General features: G+C 37.9%; 13 protein-coding genes and 1 tRNA gene. 4 read left to right on the top strand and 10 right to left on the bottom strand.

Translation table 11 applies throughout. The annotated features are described in order from the left end of the window. Nucleotides 1-54: 54 nt before the first annotated feature. From ACODST_RS02710 to ACODST_RS02695, 4 genes are all read right to left on the bottom strand, one after another. Complete coding sequence (locus tag ACODST_RS02710; protein WP_488930579.1) at nucleotides 55-1707, bottom strand: GAF domain-containing hybrid sensor histidine kinase/response regulator; 1653 nt, start codon at nucleotides 1705-1707, stop codon at nucleotides 55-57. Between the two features lie 349 nt (nucleotides 1708-2056). Further along, nucleotides 2057-2206, bottom strand: coding sequence for a hypothetical protein (locus tag ACODST_RS02705; protein ID WP_488930578.1), 150 nt, complete (start codon nucleotides 2204-2206; stop codon nucleotides 2057-2059). Nucleotides 2207-3021: 815 nt separating this feature from the next. Beyond that, a complete protein-coding gene (locus ACODST_RS02700; RefSeq protein WP_488930577.1) occupies nucleotides 3022-4503 on the bottom strand; it encodes a DUF1254 domain-containing protein in 1482 nt (493 codons plus the stop codon). A 78-nt stretch (nucleotides 4504-4581) separates the two neighbouring features. Then, on the bottom strand, nucleotides 4582-6054 hold the full coding sequence (locus ACODST_RS02695) for a DUF1254 domain-containing protein (RefSeq protein ID WP_488930576.1): 1473 nt from the start codon (nucleotides 6052-6054) through the stop codon (nucleotides 4582-4584). Between the two features lie 662 nt (nucleotides 6055-6716). Between ACODST_RS02695 and ACODST_RS02690 the strand changes: the two genes are divergently transcribed. Beyond that, entirely contained in the window at nucleotides 6717-7076 is a 360-nt protein-coding gene (locus tag ACODST_RS02690; RefSeq protein ID WP_488930575.1) for a PKD domain-containing protein, read from the top strand. 136 nt (nucleotides 7077-7212) lie between these two features. On the opposite strand, the gene ACODST_RS02685 is transcribed toward ACODST_RS02690, so the two are convergent. After that, nucleotides 7213-8721, bottom strand: coding sequence for a PAS domain-containing sensor histidine kinase (locus ACODST_RS02685; protein ID WP_488930574.1), 1509 nt, complete (start codon nucleotides 8719-8721; stop codon nucleotides 7213-7215). A 249-nt stretch (nucleotides 8722-8970) separates the two neighbouring features. Between ACODST_RS02685 and ACODST_RS02680 the strand changes: the two genes are divergently transcribed. Then, nucleotides 8971-9483: a response regulator gene (locus tag ACODST_RS02680; protein ID WP_488930573.1), complete on the top strand. Its 513-nt coding sequence runs from the start codon at nucleotides 8971-8973 to the stop codon at nucleotides 9481-9483. A 372-nt stretch (nucleotides 9484-9855) separates the two neighbouring features. On the opposite strand, the gene ACODST_RS02675 is transcribed toward ACODST_RS02680, so the two are convergent. Then, nucleotides 9856-9929 (bottom strand) — tRNA-Arg (locus ACODST_RS02675). Nucleotides 9930-10044: 115 nt separating this feature from the next. On the opposite strand from ACODST_RS02675, the gene ACODST_RS02670 reads away from it, so the two are divergent. Then, a complete protein-coding gene (locus ACODST_RS02670; protein WP_488930572.1) occupies nucleotides 10045-10557 on the top strand; it encodes an adenine phosphoribosyltransferase in 513 nt (170 codons plus the stop codon). Nucleotide 10558: 1 nt separating this feature from the next. Here ACODST_RS02670 and ACODST_RS02665 read toward each other — a convergent pair whose 3' ends face one another. The 3 genes from ACODST_RS02665 to ACODST_RS02655 all read right to left on the bottom strand — a co-directional run bounded on the left by ACODST_RS02665 (nucleotide 10559) and on the right by ACODST_RS02655 (nucleotide 13041). After that, on the bottom strand, nucleotides 10559-11209 hold the full coding sequence (locus ACODST_RS02665; protein WP_488930571.1) for a response regulator transcription factor: 651 nt from the start codon (nucleotides 11207-11209) through the stop codon (nucleotides 10559-10561). After that, on the bottom strand, nucleotides 11199-11981 hold the full coding sequence (locus ACODST_RS02660; protein ID WP_488930570.1) for a sensor histidine kinase: 783 nt from the start codon (nucleotides 11979-11981) through the stop codon (nucleotides 11199-11201). The genes ACODST_RS02665 and ACODST_RS02660 overlap by 11 nt, the downstream gene beginning before the upstream one ends. Nucleotides 11982-12606: 625 nt before the next feature. Then, nucleotides 12607-13041, bottom strand: a complete 435-nt coding sequence (locus ACODST_RS02655) for a hypothetical protein (protein WP_488930569.1) — start codon at nucleotides 13039-13041, stop codon at nucleotides 12607-12609. Between the two features lie 423 nt (nucleotides 13042-13464). Here ACODST_RS02655 and ACODST_RS02650 point away from each other — a divergent pair, with 423 nt between their 5' ends. After that, entirely contained in the window at nucleotides 13465-13839 is a 375-nt protein-coding gene (locus tag ACODST_RS02650) for a hypothetical protein (RefSeq protein WP_488930568.1), read from the top strand. 223 nt (nucleotides 13840-14062) lie between these two features. On the opposite strand, the gene pheT is transcribed toward ACODST_RS02650, so the two are convergent. Beyond that, entirely contained in the window at nucleotides 14063-16483 is a 2421-nt protein-coding gene (gene pheT / locus ACODST_RS02645; RefSeq protein ID WP_488930567.1) for a phenylalanine--tRNA ligase subunit beta, read from the bottom strand. Nucleotides 16484-16695: the final 212 nt, after the last annotated feature.

Here is a 16695-nt window from a genome sequence, read left to right as displayed (position 1 = left end):
ATTTTCTGAAGTTGCTTAAAAACAGATTATTTTTCCATACTTATAGTGGTTGCTTTAAAAGATTATGTCTTTTTTTAGAACTGATTTTATTGCTTCCAAAAGTTCATGCTGCTTAAAAGGTTTAGGCACATAGCCGTTCATGCCAGCATCCAGGCATCGGTGCAGTTCTCCTGCCAGGGAATGTGCAGTCATGGCGATAATAGGGATAGGGTTATTCATTTCTTTTCTTATATATTTAGTCGTCTGGTAGCCGTCCTGAATAGGCATCTGCAGATCCATAAGCATCAGGTCATATTCTCCGTGCGCTAGCATTTCTATGCCCTGGCTTCCGTTTTCGGCTATATCTATTTTAAATCCGAATCCTTCAATTACGTTCTGTGCCAGTTTCTGGTTGAGGTAGTTGTCCTCACAAAGCAGTATGCTGAGCCTGCCAAGATCATTGAAGAGTTTCGCTTCAGGCGGGCTGGTTTCCAAGACTGCTTTTTTATAAGATAATGTGAAGTAAAACTCCGACCCGCTTCCTTCTATGCTTTTTACCTGAATATTTGAATCATGCAGTTCAACAAGCTGTTTTACAATGTTAAGCCCGAGTCCTGTGCCTCCGAACTTTCTGGTTGTGCTCTGCTCGGCTTGGGTAAACCGTCCGAAAATGGTATCAAGATGCTTCTGAGATATGCCGATTCCGGTATCTTTCACCACAAAGCGGATCTGGCAGCTGTCGTCTGTTTCTGCTGTTTTTTTTACAGAGATGGTCACTTCCCCTTCCATGGTGAACTTAAGGGCATTGCCGGCCAGATTTACCAGTATCTGGTTAAGCCTGCCCGGATCTCCGGAAATTATTTCAGGAAGCCCGGCATCGAGATACAGGTTAAACTCCACGCCATCATGGACTTTGACCCTTAAGAGGTCATAGACATGTTTGAGTGTTTTCTTTAGATCAAACGGTCGCTGCTCGAGGGTCAGGCTACCTGACTCAATTTTAGACAGATCCAGGATGTCGTTGACAATGATCATAAGATTGTCTCCCGCAATCTTTACATCTTTTACAAAATCCAGCTGCTGCTCATCCAGATTGGTTGCAGCCAAAAGTTCGGTAAAACCGATCACTGCATTTAGGGGCGTGCGGATCTCATGGCTCATATTGGCCAGAAAATTCTCTTTAGCCGCTACGGCACGGTCAGCTATCTTTTTCTGCTGTGTAAGCTCGCTGTTTTTAGTGCCTAATTCCAGCGTGTTGATTACGTGGCGCGCTACAATATTCAGTGCATTGCGCTGATTTTCATTTAATGTTCTGGGCTCGTGGTCCACGGCACATAAAACCCCGATGACATATCCGTCGGGAGTTGTGATGGGCATTCCGACATAAAATCTAATATTATGGCCTCCTTTTACATTGGGGTCATCTTTGAATCGTTCATGAAGCAGGGTGTCGGGAATCTCTACCATTTTGGAATCCATGATCGTGTAGCGGGAGAAAGTGATTTCTCTCGGGATTTCAGAAATGTCGAACCCAATTTTGGATTTGAACCACTGGCGGTTTTCATCTATAAAGGAGATATAAGCTATCGGAGTGCCGCAGATGTAGGAAACAAGTGCTGTGGCATCGTCAAAAACCTGGTCAGGAAGTGTATCGAGTATATTATAGCGTTTTAAGGCATTAAGGCGTTCAGTTTCATTGTGCGGAACCGGAGTTGGGGAAACAGTCATGATAAAAAATAAATGTATTGCGAATAAGGGGAGTTTCAGAACGTTTGGAAACAAAAGTATATAATAATTTCAGCATCGGTGGGATTGGAGCTGAATTTTTAGGTTTTGCGTATTTTACAGGCAGTACACGCTGTCATTGGAAGATAATTCTGATACTGGTGACTATGCTTCTGTTATGGAGCTGCTTTCTAATCTGAGACAGCTTTTAGCGGTTTTTGAAAAAGTTAAAGACAAAAGAATAATAATTTGAGACAGAGGAGGATTTTACGAATATAAGTTACACAAAATTCTGCTATATGTTTTAATAATAAGGCCTTTATAGTAATAACATTCCTGTCAGTATCGGGATCTAAAAAATGAGTCCGTGCTCATTCAGCAGCAGCGTTTCCAATATGACTGTCTGGTTTTCTTTTTCAGAACCCGTATAATTTTCCGAAGTTTTTGACCTTCTGGCAGTATTATGCAGCTGCTCTGTAAGCTCTTCCAAAGAACAGCTCATTCATGCTTCAGTTTTTACTCAAGCAACTTTTGTTATTTATTAATTCTGGAGCAAAGCAATTTTTTGCCTCAGTTGAACAATAATTAATAATTGAAGTTATTAGAGCGAAAAATTGAAGTAAAAAGTTAAAACATTTTTAAAATTAGACTGCAGTATTTACCATATGAACAATAGTAAAAAAAACTTAAAGAAATGTAAAAGCTTTATATTCTATCAATTTTTGGTGTTCGAATCCTGTTAAGTTATTGAATGATAAATTAACTATTTGTACTGTTTTTTATATAAATATATACACTGAAGCAATTTGCTATTATTTTAAAGAAAGAAAATAAAAGAAAAAATGACTCAAAGGCATCGTGTTTAGTAGCATAAATAAAAAAATGGCGCCAATTGTCTTCCATTGGCGCCATCTGGCTGAGTGACGGGGACAGGACAAATTACAACATCATTTTTGGATGATTTGAAGAAATTGGCTTACTATATGTAGCTTCTGTCTTTCATTGGCTTTGTAAATTTGGTTTAGATGTCCTGTTGGGGATAGATGTAAAAATCTACTTGATTTCTCAAATAATTTGTAAAAAATAATCTCAGACAATCATTTGTTTAAATGGACAACTTTAAATTATATTAAAAAAAAGATACCAAGTATCATTTAGTAAATAATAAAATGACGTCAATTCTCTTCAATTGACGTCATTTGGGCTTTGTGTGAATTTATAAGATAATTGTTTTATTTTTTTATTCGATGGCAGTTTGTATGTGTCTAGGCGTTGAGTATTAAAATTATTAATTCGATTTTTATGGCATGGAATTAATTAATATTTTTCAACCACAGGCGGTGTCCAGCTGCCATCTATAATTGCCGTGTCTCCCCAGTAAGCGCGTATGTACAATGAAAAATGTTCTGAAGGGGCAGGGAGCCAGTTACTTTCTTTATCTGCACCTGGATTTTTATTTCCTGCGTATAGAGTTAATGTTCCGTCGGTATTTTTCTTAAGAGTTTTGTTCTTTGTTCCCAGCGAATATCTTTTTAATGCATTAGGATAAAAGAAATGCTCTTTGTTGTATAAAGTCAAAGACCAGAAACCTTTTACAGGAGGAAGCACCTTAAAGGTAATTTTGTAATTGTTCGTTCCTGACAGCTCTTGTCCGTCCGTTGTCTTATCGGTATAGAAATACTGCGTTTCATTTGGACGATTGTCAAACATATTCGATTTTGAAGTTCCTGCACGATTGTAATAATCAAGTCCCCACTGCGCATTATTCTGCGAACGGTTCCAGCCATTTCCTGCAGGTTTTCCATTGTATTCCCAGCGAATAAAATCTTTAACTAATGTTTTGTCTAAAGCAATTACTTCATCGGTGATTAATTTTTTAAAAGCAGTATCTTTTTTCGCGGCAGCTACTAAAGATTTAAACTGTCCGTATAATGATTCTTCACCTGGAAGCGGCGGAACAGTTTCAAGTACAGTAGAGAACTGGTCAAAATAAACCTCAGGTTTTACCCATTTGGTTTCTGCCCCGCCAGTACTAGGATTTGGATTTGGAATAATTGGAGCATTTTTCCAGACTGTTGTTTTCATCTTACCGTCAAATTCTGAAAGAGGATAAACCACAACCTGATTGATAAGCGGCTGTATAGCAGCTTTGTCTTCCGGAGTATCGTCCTGAAAAATACGCGGAATACAGTTTGCTAAAGTGGTAGGGCTGGTAAGAACTCCGGTTATGCCGTCCGGCACTTTTCCGTTCCATTTTGGTCCTTTCAATAAATAAAAGCCTGGCTTTGATCCATATGGCTGTCCTAATTGGCCCACCTGGTCTGTTCTTGCGTCATAGATCGCATATACAAAAAAACGTTTTCCAAAATCTGGAACCTGTATCACAACCGGCTGCTCGTCTAAAGAAAAAAAGCCTAGTCCGTATACTACGTCTTGATTAGGACAGGCAATAAAAGTCTGCGCGGGATTAATATAGTCGTACAGCATTCCGATACGTCCTGTAGGTGCTACAGGCAGTACACCGTCCATACGCCCAGGCTCTGGCGCCTTTGCAAGAGTGTTTTTTCTGTTAAGCATATTTACCATCGGATAACCCCACACATAGGCCATACGAGCAAGCGTCTTTGCATATTCGGGATGCAGTTTTACTTCGGTGCTTGCCGCAGCTAGAGTAAGACTGTCTTTTTTCTCGGTTCCAGCTTCAGTTGCTGCAGCATTAGTATTTTCCGAAGTATCTGTGTTTTTTTTGCAGGCGGTTAAGGCTGTAATCGCAAGCAGAGTAATGAGGAATTTTTTCATAGGTATTGTTTTTAGTTTTTAATGAAAAGCAATGGCTATTTTGATTTAAAGGACATTTAATCCCCCAAACGATTATCCTTATTTTATTTTTACAACATCATCAGGTTTCCAAGTCTGGTCGTAGAAAGCGCTTCCTGTTCCGTATAATCTTACTGCTATAAGCAAAGCCCTGTTAGGAAGTGTCTGTATCCAATTTTCAGCAGGTGAAGCGGATGGTTTCGAAGGTCCGAAATACAGATCTACCGAACCATCAGAATTGGTTTTCACTTTATCGAACTGATTTCTGGATGGGAAAGGCTGTGAGGTTTCAGGCATGGTCCCGTCCTGCGGATTGTAAGCTGTTACAGCCCAATATAAACTTGCCGGAATATTTGGCGGAAGATGCAGTTTATAGCTATTGCTTCCATTTAAGAAATTGCCTTCAGAATCCATGAAAGTATTAGGATATTTTGATCCCATACCAATGGCATCTACCACCATTGCCGGAGCAGAAGAAAACGCAATTTGGAAATAAGCGGCCTGCGTTTTTAAAGACTGATAAGAAGCTGTCTGCCAGTCCGCATCAACACCGCCCCATACATTCACATATTTTCGGTCTTTATAATAGGGATTCATGTTTAAACCGTCCGGATGAAGGCGGAAACCAAGAATCATTTTTTCTGCCTTGGTTACGGCATCGATAAGAATCTGTTTCTGGTGCACATCTGGATTAAATGGCTGTCCTTTAATAATTCCTATGGAAGCAAGCTGTCCTCGAGAAACAGGATCTAAACAGCCGACAGGTTCGTAATCAATGAATTTTTTTAGTTTTTCCCAAAAAGTGAAGTCTGTAGGATACATCATATTGATCCTTTCGGGCGAAGCATTTGGAAACTTCATGGCAGGTCGGTTTGACTCAGTAACGCCTAATGGATAAATTCTAGTCATTTCTGCGGTTGCTACAGGTTTCTTTGTGTCTGGTCCGTTTGGACCCGCTATAAGCACGGTGCGGAAGAAAAGAAAGACGTTGTAAGTTCTTGATTTAAAAGCGAAATATCCTCCAGGCACATGTCCGTCATAATCGGGAGGAAGCAGTAAATAAAGTCCTCCTGAATTTCTGTCCGGGCCTGCAGCTCCTACATCGGTCAATGTGCGCTGAAAAAAATCGGTAAACATTCCAATAACGCCCGGCGGAGCGTAAATCACCAGAGGTCCTGTCTCCTTAAGATCTAGATAATTCATAGAATAGATTACATCGCAGTTTGGCGTCGGAATCAGTGTTTTAGCGTTCATTCTGTCTTTCCAGATAGGCAGTATGTTGTAGCCTTTTCCAAATTTAGCTTCAGATGCATCCCGGATTCCGATGGTATTTAATGCCGGCAAAGATGCCATGTAGGCCTGTATGGCAGCCTGTTCAAAATAATAGTCGTAGTTTTTCTGAATTTCATCTTTTGACGGCCACTCTCCATTATACATTTTCTGAACCAGAGGTGATGTTGTCTGAGCCATAGAAAAATTTATAAAAAAGACAATGAGCATTAGAAGTGAAAAATGCGGTTTGGCTGTTTTCATAGGATTACGATTTTTTAATTTAATCGTATAAATTTACAGTGCTCTGAAATAAAATAAGGTAAATAAGATGTTGCAATTTATAATCTGCAACCAAGTTTTTTAAAACGGATAATGCCTAGAGTAGATGTAAGAATTTGCATTTCTCACTTTCTGCAAAGACCATTCGTGCTGTGCTTACTTGGGAAAAGATATTTTTTGAGAGCTTGATAAATTTAGTAATGATTCGAATATTAGTGTATAATAGTTTGATTTTAAGTGGCTTAAGGAGTATTTGGGGTTTTTTGAGCCACGATTTTGCCACAAAAATTGAAATAGCGGATTATTTGAAAATTTAGTGCAGCTTTCTCTGGCAGAAAGGTATCGAGCGCATATTTATTTGTGTTGTTTTTGAGAACTGATCTTACAGCTTCTAAAAGTTCATGATGCTTAAAAGGTTTAGTGGCATAGCTGTTGGTACCGGCAGCCAGGCATCGCTGCTGTTCTCCTGCAGGAGAATATTGGTTATTTAATTGCTTCTGTAGCCTTTCTGCCTGTTTGTTTAAGCATTTGATGCTGCCGCCCGGGTGATTTTTAGATTTCCATATAAGGAAAATTCTTTCATTATGTTAGAGTGAATTCATAAAAATGATTATTTTTATTGAATGAACTATTAAAATAATATTATGAGAAAAAGTACAGCAATTTTAATGTTTATCACGTCATTTTTTATCGCAGTTTCCTGCAGCAAAACCGAAGAAGAAATTGTGGATTGTCTGGGGGATGATCTTTTAATGACCTTAAATCATGAAGCGGATCCGGCCAATGCAAGGAAAATCAATTTTTCAATTCATTATGCAGGGAGCGAAAGAACCCTTGGAACTGTTAAATGGACATTCGGGGACGGGCAGACTGCTGAGGGCATAACAGTTTCACATACTTATGCGGCGGCCGGCACTTATGCCGTAAAAGCGGAAGTGACCACCAAAAAGGGAAATTCCTCATCGTGCAGCCATACTAAAAGTAAAACCATAACGGTGGAATAAAACAAAATAAAAAGATTCTAGGAACGGCCTTGTGATTTTACCTGAATGAAATTACAGGGGCGTTTTTTTGCCTCAAAACTCAAACCTATTGCCGCAGGTAGTATGCTTTATTTTAGACCAGTTTTTATCAATAGAATTAAATGACAGAGCTCTTCTGCTTTAGGGGAAGAGTTACTGTAAATGCTGCGCCGTTATCTTTTTTCCCTGATGCGCTGATGGTTCCATTATGCCTTTCTGTTATTTTTCTGCATAAAGAAAGACCCAGTCCGTTTCCTTCATACTGATCTTTGGAATGCAGCCTTTCAAAGTCATTGAAGATTCTATCAGTGTAGAGGGGATCCAGCCCGATTCCATTATCTTTAATGATGATCTTTAGAAAATCAGAATCCTTATGCTTTACAACTGATGACTTTATGGTCACGCGAGGAGGTTTATCGGGTTTTGAAAACTTAAGGGCATTCTGGATAAGGTTGTAAAAGAGCTGGTGGATGAGAATCAGCGCTCCTTCTATACAGGGAAGCTCTCGGATAATAAGTATTGCTTCTTTTTCCTGTATTATAAGCTCGAGATCGGTTTTTATATTTTCAATAATCTCATTGAGGTTTATTTTCTCAACGCTCTGTACTGATTTGTTGATGGTGGAGTAGGCCAAAATCCCTTCAATAATATTCTGCATCCGCTGTGCGCTCTGGTCGATTTTGTCAAAATACTTTTTAGATTTTTCCTTTATAAAACCTTGCAGCTCATTTTTCAAAAGATGATTAAAAAACTTGATTTTCCTAACAGGCTCTTTAAGATCATGACTTACTATATGGGCAAAGTGCAGAAGATCATCATTGGAGCGTCGAAGCTCTTGGGTATGCGCCGCAACCTGTTTTTTCAGTTCCTGCTCAAAGTGCTTATGCTCGCTGATATCCAAAAACGTTCCAATAATTGTTCTAGGTTTCCCATCTGGATCCCGAAGAATTTTTCCGGTAACCTTTACCCATTTCTCAGAAAGGTCATTAGTAATTATTCTTGTTTCATAGGAAATCAGTCCCGTCGTTTCGGCTTCTTTATGCGCCTTCTCGCGCACTGGGAGATCTCCAGGATGTGTTTTTGAAATTAATGCATCAGCAGATGTCAGCTCATCAATGGATAAAATATGATTGAAGTTTTTGCAGGCAGTAATTTTTCTGGTAGATAAATCTATTTCGTATGTTCCAATTCCTGAAGCCTCAACGGCCATTTTAAGCCTCTGGTCCGAATCAAGGGTCTGCTGTCTGGACTCATGGAGTTCGGTTGCATCTGAAATGGTATTCAGAACCCCGTAACAATTTCCCTCGGGATCAAAAAGGGGAGTGAAACTGTAATTAAAATAACAGCAGAGCACTATGCCGTTTCTATCAATATCTATTTTTTCATCCTTGATATGAATAGGTATTCCGGTTTTCAAAACGCTGAGCGCCTGGCTCAGTAAGTGTTCTTTTTTAGAATCTGAAAGTACTTTGGAAAACGTTTTCCCTGTTACCTGATCTCCTTTTCCCCATATCTGGGCCATGGCGGGATTTGCAAACACAATTTCAAGATTACTGCCGGCATAGACCGCAGTAGGCAATAGGGTATTGTCTGCTATATCCTGCAGAAGAACAGTGTCTGGATCCATGGATTATGATTTTGGTGCTGTAAAGTTATTCCCTGGGATTTCAATTATATTACTGCACTTTAAGAGGATGTTTCATAATTCCCATATTTGATGTGGGAATATTGTAAATTCCATCCTCAAAATTTACCAATGCCGTCTTGCAGGTTAATGCCTAGAGGCTGCATTTATAACAGACTTTAAATTTATGGATGCAGCAAAATCTTTTATGCATTTATGTGCTACATTTGGATATTGTAAAACCCCTTCGATATGATCAGTTCTGAGAATACCCGCCCTGCTAGTGAAGACTTAAATCAGCAGGAGCCGCTGAAAATTATACTGGCCGAAGACGATAAAGAGGACCAGGAATTGTTCCTCGATGCCCTAGATGAGGCAGAGGTTCCCTCTGAGGTAAGGACCGTGGAGAACGGGCAAGAGCTTCTGGATAACTTGAGAGATGAGTCCCAGCCCAATCCCGATATGATTTTTATCGATGTCAGCATGCCCGTTAAAGGTGGGATCAAGGCGCTGGAAGAAATAAAGAGCGATGAAGGGCTGCGGGATATACCGGCCGTGATGCTCTCTACCTGGGACCATCTCCAGGATGTTGAGGAAACTTTTGAGAAGGGGGCGGACCTTTATGTGCAGAAGCCAAATTCTTTTGCCGGCTTTGTACTCATCCTCAAAAAAGTGTTCTTTCTTCACTGGGCAAAAGCCCTGCTTTCACCGGTTAGAAAACTGTTTTTTGTTTCAGAAAGGAATATATCGCAAGGAGACTCCTAATTAAATATACCATTTTTTTGCTTCAGTCTAGCAATAATTATAATTGGAAAAAATGAGAGCGTGAAATTCAAATAATCTTGAAATATAAGACCATTTTAGAATGAGATTTCATTTTCTGAATGAACAGCATTTAGAAAAAAATAAGATATTATAAAGTCATATTTTTCTTCATTCTTGGTGTTTGAATCCTGTTAACTTATCGAATGATAAATCAACAAATTGTATTGTTTCTCTTGTAAATATATACCTTGGTGCAACCGGCTGTTAGTTTTAAAGAAAGAAAATAAAAGCAAAATGATTTAAAGCCAGCGTATTTAGTAGTGTAAATAAAAAATGGCGCCAATTGAAGACAATTGGCGCCATCTGGCTGAGTGACCTCGACAGGATTCAAACCTGTAACCTTCTGAGCCGTAATCAGATGCGCTATTCAGTTGCGCCACGAGGCCTTTTTATTATAACTTAGCTGTTTTTTTAGTAGCTTTGTTGATTGCTTATTGCGGGTGCAAAGTTAGACATAAATGTGAGATATACAAACATAAAATAAGATAAAAATAAAAAAAAATGAAGGTAGAAAATTATATACGTGATATTCAGGGATTTCCTAAAGAAGGAATTTTGTTTAAAGATGTCACTCCACTGCTAAATAATGCCGAAGCAAGGAAAAAATGCCTGTCTCTTTTGGTCGATTCTTTAAAAGGACAGAAGATTGATAAGGTAGTAGGAGCAGAAAGCCGTGGTTTTTTCTTCGGAATTTTACTGGCACAGGAACTCAATGCCGGTTTTGTTCCGGTCAGGAAACCTAAAAAACTGCCGTACGAAACGATTTCGGCTTCATATGAACTGGAATACGGAACAGATAGTCTCGAAATGCATACCGATGCTATACAAAAAGGAGATCGTGTTTTGATTCACGATGATGTGCTGGCTACCGGCGGAACGGCAAAAGCAGTCTGCGAACTGGTAGAAAAACTAGGCGGCGAAATTGTGCAGTGTAATTTCCTGATGGAACTGACTTTCCTGAACGGACGTGATAAAATCAATAAGTATCCGTTTTTTGCAGCAGTAACCTATTAAATCAAACAAGAACAATTTTGTTTTTGACTGCATAAAGAACTAAGCCAATTCTTGTTTTTATTTCTAATTTATCAAACAAACATTCCCTGTAACCGTCGATGGTTTTAGGACTCAGGCACATTTCTGAGGCGATTTCTTTATATGTCATTTCGGTACAGGCATGTTTGATAAATAGCAATTCTTTTTCTTTTAAGCTCACTTTTTTATTATCACTGTTTACTTTATTGACCAGCATGCCTGAAACAAGCTCGGTAAAGTAAAATCCTTTTTCGATAACACATTCGATAGCTTCTCTGAAAATTTCAGGTGAAGTATCTTTCAATAGATAGCCTTTTGCGCCATTGGTGATCATTTTAATAATGATTTCATCATCATCGTTAACCGAAAGTGCGATCACTTTTAAATTTGGCCGGTTTTCCTTGATCCATTTCATGGTACTTACGCCGTCTAAAACAGGCATATTAACATCTAAAAGAACCAGATCAATATCGGTGCCGGTGTTTTCCTGTAAATAGGAAGTAAATACTTTTCCGTTTTCAAAACGTTCTATGACTTCGTAATCACCAAAACTTTTAATAAGCAGTTCCAGCGATTGCGAGAAAAGAAGATGATCGTCGACGATTATGAGTTTGCTTTTTGAGTTAGTTTTCATCACATTGGGTTAAGGGGTATTCGAGGGTTACGCTTGTTCCGGACGGATCGGATTCGATCATGAACCTGGCTCCAATTAACTTGGCACGAAGTTTCATATTATTTACGCCCAATCCGGGATTGGAGTTTTCATGGTTATATCCAATTCCGTAATCTTTCAGTGTAAGCCTGAAAATAACCGGAGTAGCTTCAATAGAAACATCAAACAGATCACTGTGGGAATGTTTTAAACTGTTGTGCAGGGCTTCCTGAAATATTCTGTAAATAATAAGATCGTGTTCTTCATTAATAACCGGAATTTCGCCAATAAGGTTAAAATTGTACTTTATTTTCTTAAGTTTTTTTATCCTTTCTAAATCCAGTTTTATAGCGTCTACAAAGTTATGCTGCAGTAAATTGTCTTTGTTAATGATTCGCGATAAAATTCTCAGTTCATCCAGTGCTTTGGCAAGTACGGATTTCAGGTCTTTTAATTCGGAAATTTCGATGGTTTTGTTACTTATACCAATATTAAGCTGCATAATGGCTACCGATATGATCTGACCGATATTATCATGAAGCTCTTTACTGATTTCCGAAAGGGTCTGGTCCTTTATCTCAATTCTGGTTTTTACAAGCTCAGACTGAAAATACAATTCAGCCTCCATTTTTTCTACTAGATAGTTGTTCTTTTTCTTTAAGAAATAAAAGAAAATAATCAGCAGAATAACTATTAAAGTAAAAAAAACAATGCCTAATGAAATGACTAATAATTGTATTTCTTTTCGCTCCATATAAATCCAACAATGTAACAGCTGTGTGCCAGTAAATTTAAGATAAATAAAACAAGGCTAAATATGGATTCGTCCTGTTTTATTAGAAACCAGTTAATAGCCAGCATAAAAGGCGTAAAAGGGACATGGAAAACCAAAATTCCCAGTATATACCAGAAAAAAACAGATCGTTTAAAATTTAAAATTTTGTCTGAATTGAAAATCTCTATCAAATATAGGCAGGATAATATTAATACCAGTATAACGCCAATGGCAAAACTATAGGTAAAAGACCGGTTGGTGTCTTCCTGGAAGTAAATTATATTTAAAAAGAAAGACACAATAAAGAGAATAAGACAATACACTGAGGTCATCCTGTGGTATATTTTTGACAGAAGACTCCGCAGCAGCAGTATATAGGCTGAAAAACTGACGAACATATAGAAATTATATACATAATAGTTCAATAAGCCCGTCCAATACGTAAAATAGTATCCCACTATTTCTATTAGTACAGAAAACCAGATTAAAATTACTAAAAATTTAGCTTTCTTACCAGGTAATTTATGCATTGAAATTAATCCAATGCATCCTGATAATAAAGCTAAATAAATGATGTACGATCTTAAAAATTCAAACATAAGTATTAATAAGTTAAGCTAGGCGGTCTTCCGATATTTCCGTAGTTCATTGGGTCAAGACTTTGAATGTCTGCCGATGCAGCTTCTTTTGCTAATGCGAAACTCTGGATTTTGGCGGTATCATTTTCGATTTTATTACCTGTGGGAACCAGAAATAAAGTAGTCAGTCCGGCTTTTTCGCCATGCTGCTCATCTTCCGGATATACCCCAAAATAAAAACGTATACCATCTACGTTATATCCGTCTTTAGCGCCGTGGGTTTTAATATAGTGTATGTAACTTTCTAATGCTTCCAGTGAATACCAGATGGCATTGGCATCTTCTTTTTTTGCTGCCTTTCCGGTTAATGATGCTGCTTTTTTAGTATTGTAATTAGCATTTAACTGTTTAGCAAATTCTTTTGTTATTAGCTGACTTGGTTTTGCAGGTGGATTTTTCATGATTATTAAAAGATTTTAAATTGGTTAATGGGTTTAGTTTACAGTTTTTTTTGATTATTGAAAACGACAAAAATAGAGCAAAGCTTTCAAACGTGTCAAGGGGAAATATACCCTTTTTTTACAGGTAAAATTATTCAAAAAAAGGGGTCAAATTACGGCTTATTCCTATTTTATATTTAAGCAATTTTACACCGTTAGTATTTACAGAAAAACGAATAACTATACAATCAGACTGTTAGGTATGGGTTAATAGAAAAAGTATATCCTGAAGAAGCTGGCCTGATCCGTATTTTAAGAAATAAAAACTGTGCAGATTTGAAGAACTTTATAACGTTCAGGGCTGTGGTTTTTAAATATAAAAAATCAGAGTTATGCTTATTTGTAATAGGATCGGCAGGCATTAAAAATAAAGAATAAAGAACCATGAGTTATTTAGTCAGTCAAATGATAAACACCTTATCGAACCGAGAGCTTCGTCTGGAAAAAGCTAATAGTGACAGGGATTATTCCGGCGGTGGATGGTACGAAGAGATGAAGTGGGCCATTTATCTGTATCCGGATTTTAGTGCAGTCTATCTAAAAGAATCCTTTAGAAGTGTTTCCGGAGGAGGTTTGTACCTTCCGAATCAGTCTTCTGAAAAAGAAGTTGGAAAATGGGATGTATGTGAAGAAAATGGGAAAATTTATCTTGAAATGATTTTCGACGATGGTTCGAGACAAAAATTAGAAACAGAAAACATGGGAACAGGAGTCCAGATGCTTGGGGGGCAGATCTGGAAGCGATATTTGATTAGTTAGTTTTTTAGTTTCAGGTTTTAGACTGCGTCACTTTGGGCATTAATTGTAAGCGAAAGTCCGCCAGGGTCTACGCAGGGGGCTCTTAAGGGGTAAAAACCTTCTGTTCTCTGCGTAAACCTTAGCGAATTTTACAGCTGATTAAATGCCCGAAAGGGTCTGAAACCCAAAAGAAAAACCCGACAGTAAGCACTGTCGGGTTTTAGGTTTGTAATACTTTTAGAATTTATCTTAAACTGGCACCCAGTTCCGTTTCAAAAGTCTGCTGCAGTTTAGACATAATTTTGTCAATTTGAGCGTCTGTAAGAGTTTTGGTATTGTCCTGAATTGTAAAGCTCAATGCATACGATTTTTTGCCCTCCGGAAGCTTACTGCCTTCATAAACATCAAATAGATTAACGTCTTTTAAAAGCGCTTTTTCACTTTGTTTTGCCAGATTGTAAATACTTTCGTAAGTAGTGTTTTTGTCAATCAATAAAGCTAAATCCCTGCGAACTTCAGGATATTTAGGAATTTCTGTGTATTTGATTTTTCCGGTAATGATCTTTAAAACCAGATCCCAGTTAAAATCAGCAAAATAAACGTCCTGCTTGATTCCGAAATGTTTCAAAATCGATTTCTTTACCACTCCCATTTCAACTAAAGTATCGTTGTTGTAAGAGATAGAAGTACCTTCAGAAAAAATATCAGAACGGGCAGGAGCATTCGTAACCTTTTCAATTCCCAAACGGTTTAAAACCGCTTTTACATATCCTTTTAATAAAAAGAAATCCGTTCCTTTCTGAGGAGTTGTCCAGCTTTCTTTATTACGGTCTCCTGAAATAGATAAAGTCAGGTGTTTGTGCTCTTCGTAACCGTTTAGATATTTATGGTAGGATTTTCCGAATTCAAATAATTTTAAATCGGAATTTCTTCGGTTAATATTGTAAGAAACTGCTTCCAGGGCAGAAAATAATAAAGACTGACGCATAGTTGATAAATCACTGCTTAAAGGATTTAACATCGTAACGTTATGCTCTTCTTTTAAAACAGTTGATAATTTGGCATAAGCAGCTGTTGTTAGAGAGTTCGCCATCATCTCATGAAAACCCTGCGAGTTTAACTGAGAAGCAATAACATTTTGTACTTTATAATCTTCAGTTCTTGGAGAATTAGCTACCGTAGCATTAAATTTTTTAGAAAACTCGATATTGTTGTAACCGTATACTCTTAGAATTTCTTCTATTACATCAATTTCACGCTGTACATCTACACGATAAGCCGGAATAGTTAAACCTAAACCGGTATCCGAAACACTGTTTACTTTAATATCCAGGGAAACCAGGATTTTTTTGATAGTGTCTTTAGGAATTTCCTGTCCGATAATTTTATAAACATGGCTGAAATTCAAAAGAACTGAAAAGTCTTCTACTTTTTTAGGATACACTTCTACAACATCCGAGGTTACTTTTCCTCCTGCCACTTCCTGAATTAAAAGGGCAGCACGTTTTAAAGCATATTCTGTAATAGTTGGGTCAATTCCTCTTTCAAATCTAAAAGAAGCATCTGTATTCAATTGATGTCTTTTCGCTGTTTTACGAACGCTTACCGCATCGAAATAAGCACTTTCTAAGAAAATAGTCGTAGTTCCTTCAGAAACACCAGATTTTTTTCCTCCAAAAACACCGGCAATACAAAGCGGTCCTTTTTCGTCACAGATCATTAAATCCTCAGCATGAAGTGTTCTTTCAACATCATCCAGCGTTACGAATTTCGTGCCGGCAGGAAGTGTTTTAACAATTACTTTTCCATTGATTTTAGCAGCATCGAAAGCATGAAGCGGCTGTCCTAATTCGTGTAAAACATAATTAGTAACGTCGACAATATTATTTTTAGGAGTCAGGCCGATCGCTTTTAAACGGTCCTGCAGCCATCTTGGAGATTCCTGAACTGTAATTCCTGAAATTGTAAGACCACAGTATCTTGGTGCTAAAGCAGGTTCTTCAACATTTACATCAATTTTAAGGGTACGCATGTCTACTCTGAAATTGCTTACAGAAGGTGTAATTAATTCGATGTTTACACCACGCTGCAGCATTCCGGCTCTTAGATCACGTGCCGTACCAAAATGACTCATAGCATCGGCACGGTTAGGAGTAAGTCCAATTTCAAATACTTCGTCATTGGTAATCTGGAAAACCTCGGAAGCCGGAGTTCCCGGAACCAGATTTTCATCCAGAACCATAATTCCGTCATGGCCTGTTCCAAGACCTAATTCATCCTCGGCGCAGATCATCCCGTGGCTTTCCTGTCCTCGGATTTTTCCTTTTTTAATAGTAAATTCGGCTCCTTCTTTATCATATAAAACAGTTCCGATAGTAGCTACCGGTACCTTTTGTCCTGCCGCTACATTCGAGGCACCGCATACAATCTGCACGGGAGCTTCAGAGCCAATATTAACGGTTGTAACTTTTAATCTGTCGGCATCAGGGTGTTTTTCACAAGTAAGTACATGTCCTACAACAACCCCTTCTAATCCGCCTTTAATGGACTGGTATTTTTCAACAACTTCAACTTCCAGACCTAAATCAGTAAGTAGTTCAGAAGTCTGTTCAGAAGACCAGTCAGTTTTAATGAATTGTTTTAACCAGTTGTAAGATATTTTCATGTTAGTTTTATTCTTTTATGAGGATACAAATATAAGGATTGAGAATTGTAGTAAGAAAGATTTTATTTGGTTTTTTCAGGGCACTTTTTGAAGCTCAAAATGGCCGTAAAAATGGGTATTTGGTATTTTTAGTATTAAAAAATTACTAATAAAGCATTTAAAAAACCTTATTAAATCAAATCTGTAATTTTTGTGCTATTAGATGAACGAAA

This window comes from Flavobacterium sp. FG19, assembly GCF_057809475.1.
This window is presented reverse-complemented; position numbering and strand designations above follow the sequence as displayed.

Coding starts and splice junctions, on each gene's coding strand:
- ACODST_RS02665 (WP_488930571.1), bottom strand. CDS start 11,209: ATGAAAACTAACTCAAAAAGCAAACTCATAATCGTCGACGATCATCTT.
- ACODST_RS02680 (WP_488930573.1), top strand. CDS start 8,971: ATGATCAGTTCTGAGAATACCCGCCCTGCTAGTGAAGACTTAAATCAG.
- ACODST_RS02700 (WP_488930577.1), bottom strand. CDS start 4,503: ATGAAAAAATTCCTCATTACTCTGCTTGCGATTACAGCCTTAACCGCC.
- ACODST_RS02655 (WP_488930569.1), bottom strand. CDS start 13,041: ATGAAAAATCCACCTGCAAAACCAAGTCAGCTAATAACAAAAGAATTT.
- ACODST_RS02690 (WP_488930575.1), top strand. CDS start 6,717: ATGAGAAAAAGTACAGCAATTTTAATGTTTATCACGTCATTTTTTATC.
- ACODST_RS02695 (WP_488930576.1), bottom strand. CDS start 6,054: ATGAAAACAGCCAAACCGCATTTTTCACTTCTAATGCTCATTGTCTTT.
- pheT (WP_488930567.1), bottom strand. CDS start 16,483: ATGAAAATATCTTACAACTGGTTAAAACAATTCATTAAAACTGACTGG.
- ACODST_RS02685 (WP_488930574.1), bottom strand. CDS start 8,721: ATGGATCCAGACACTGTTCTTCTGCAGGATATAGCAGACAATACCCTA.
- ACODST_RS02660 (WP_488930570.1), bottom strand. CDS start 11,981: ATGGAGCGAAAAGAAATACAATTATTAGTCATTTCATTAGGCATTGTT.
- ACODST_RS02650 (WP_488930568.1), top strand. CDS start 13,465: ATGAGTTATTTAGTCAGTCAAATGATAAACACCTTATCGAACCGAGAG.
- ACODST_RS02710 (WP_488930579.1), bottom strand. CDS start 1,707: ATGACTGTTTCCCCAACTCCGGTTCCGCACAATGAAACTGAACGCCTT.
- ACODST_RS02670 (WP_488930572.1), top strand. CDS start 10,045: ATGAAGGTAGAAAATTATATACGTGATATTCAGGGATTTCCTAAAGAA.
- ACODST_RS02705 (WP_488930578.1), bottom strand. CDS start 2,206: ATGAGCTGTTCTTTGGAAGAGCTTACAGAGCAGCTGCATAATACTGCC.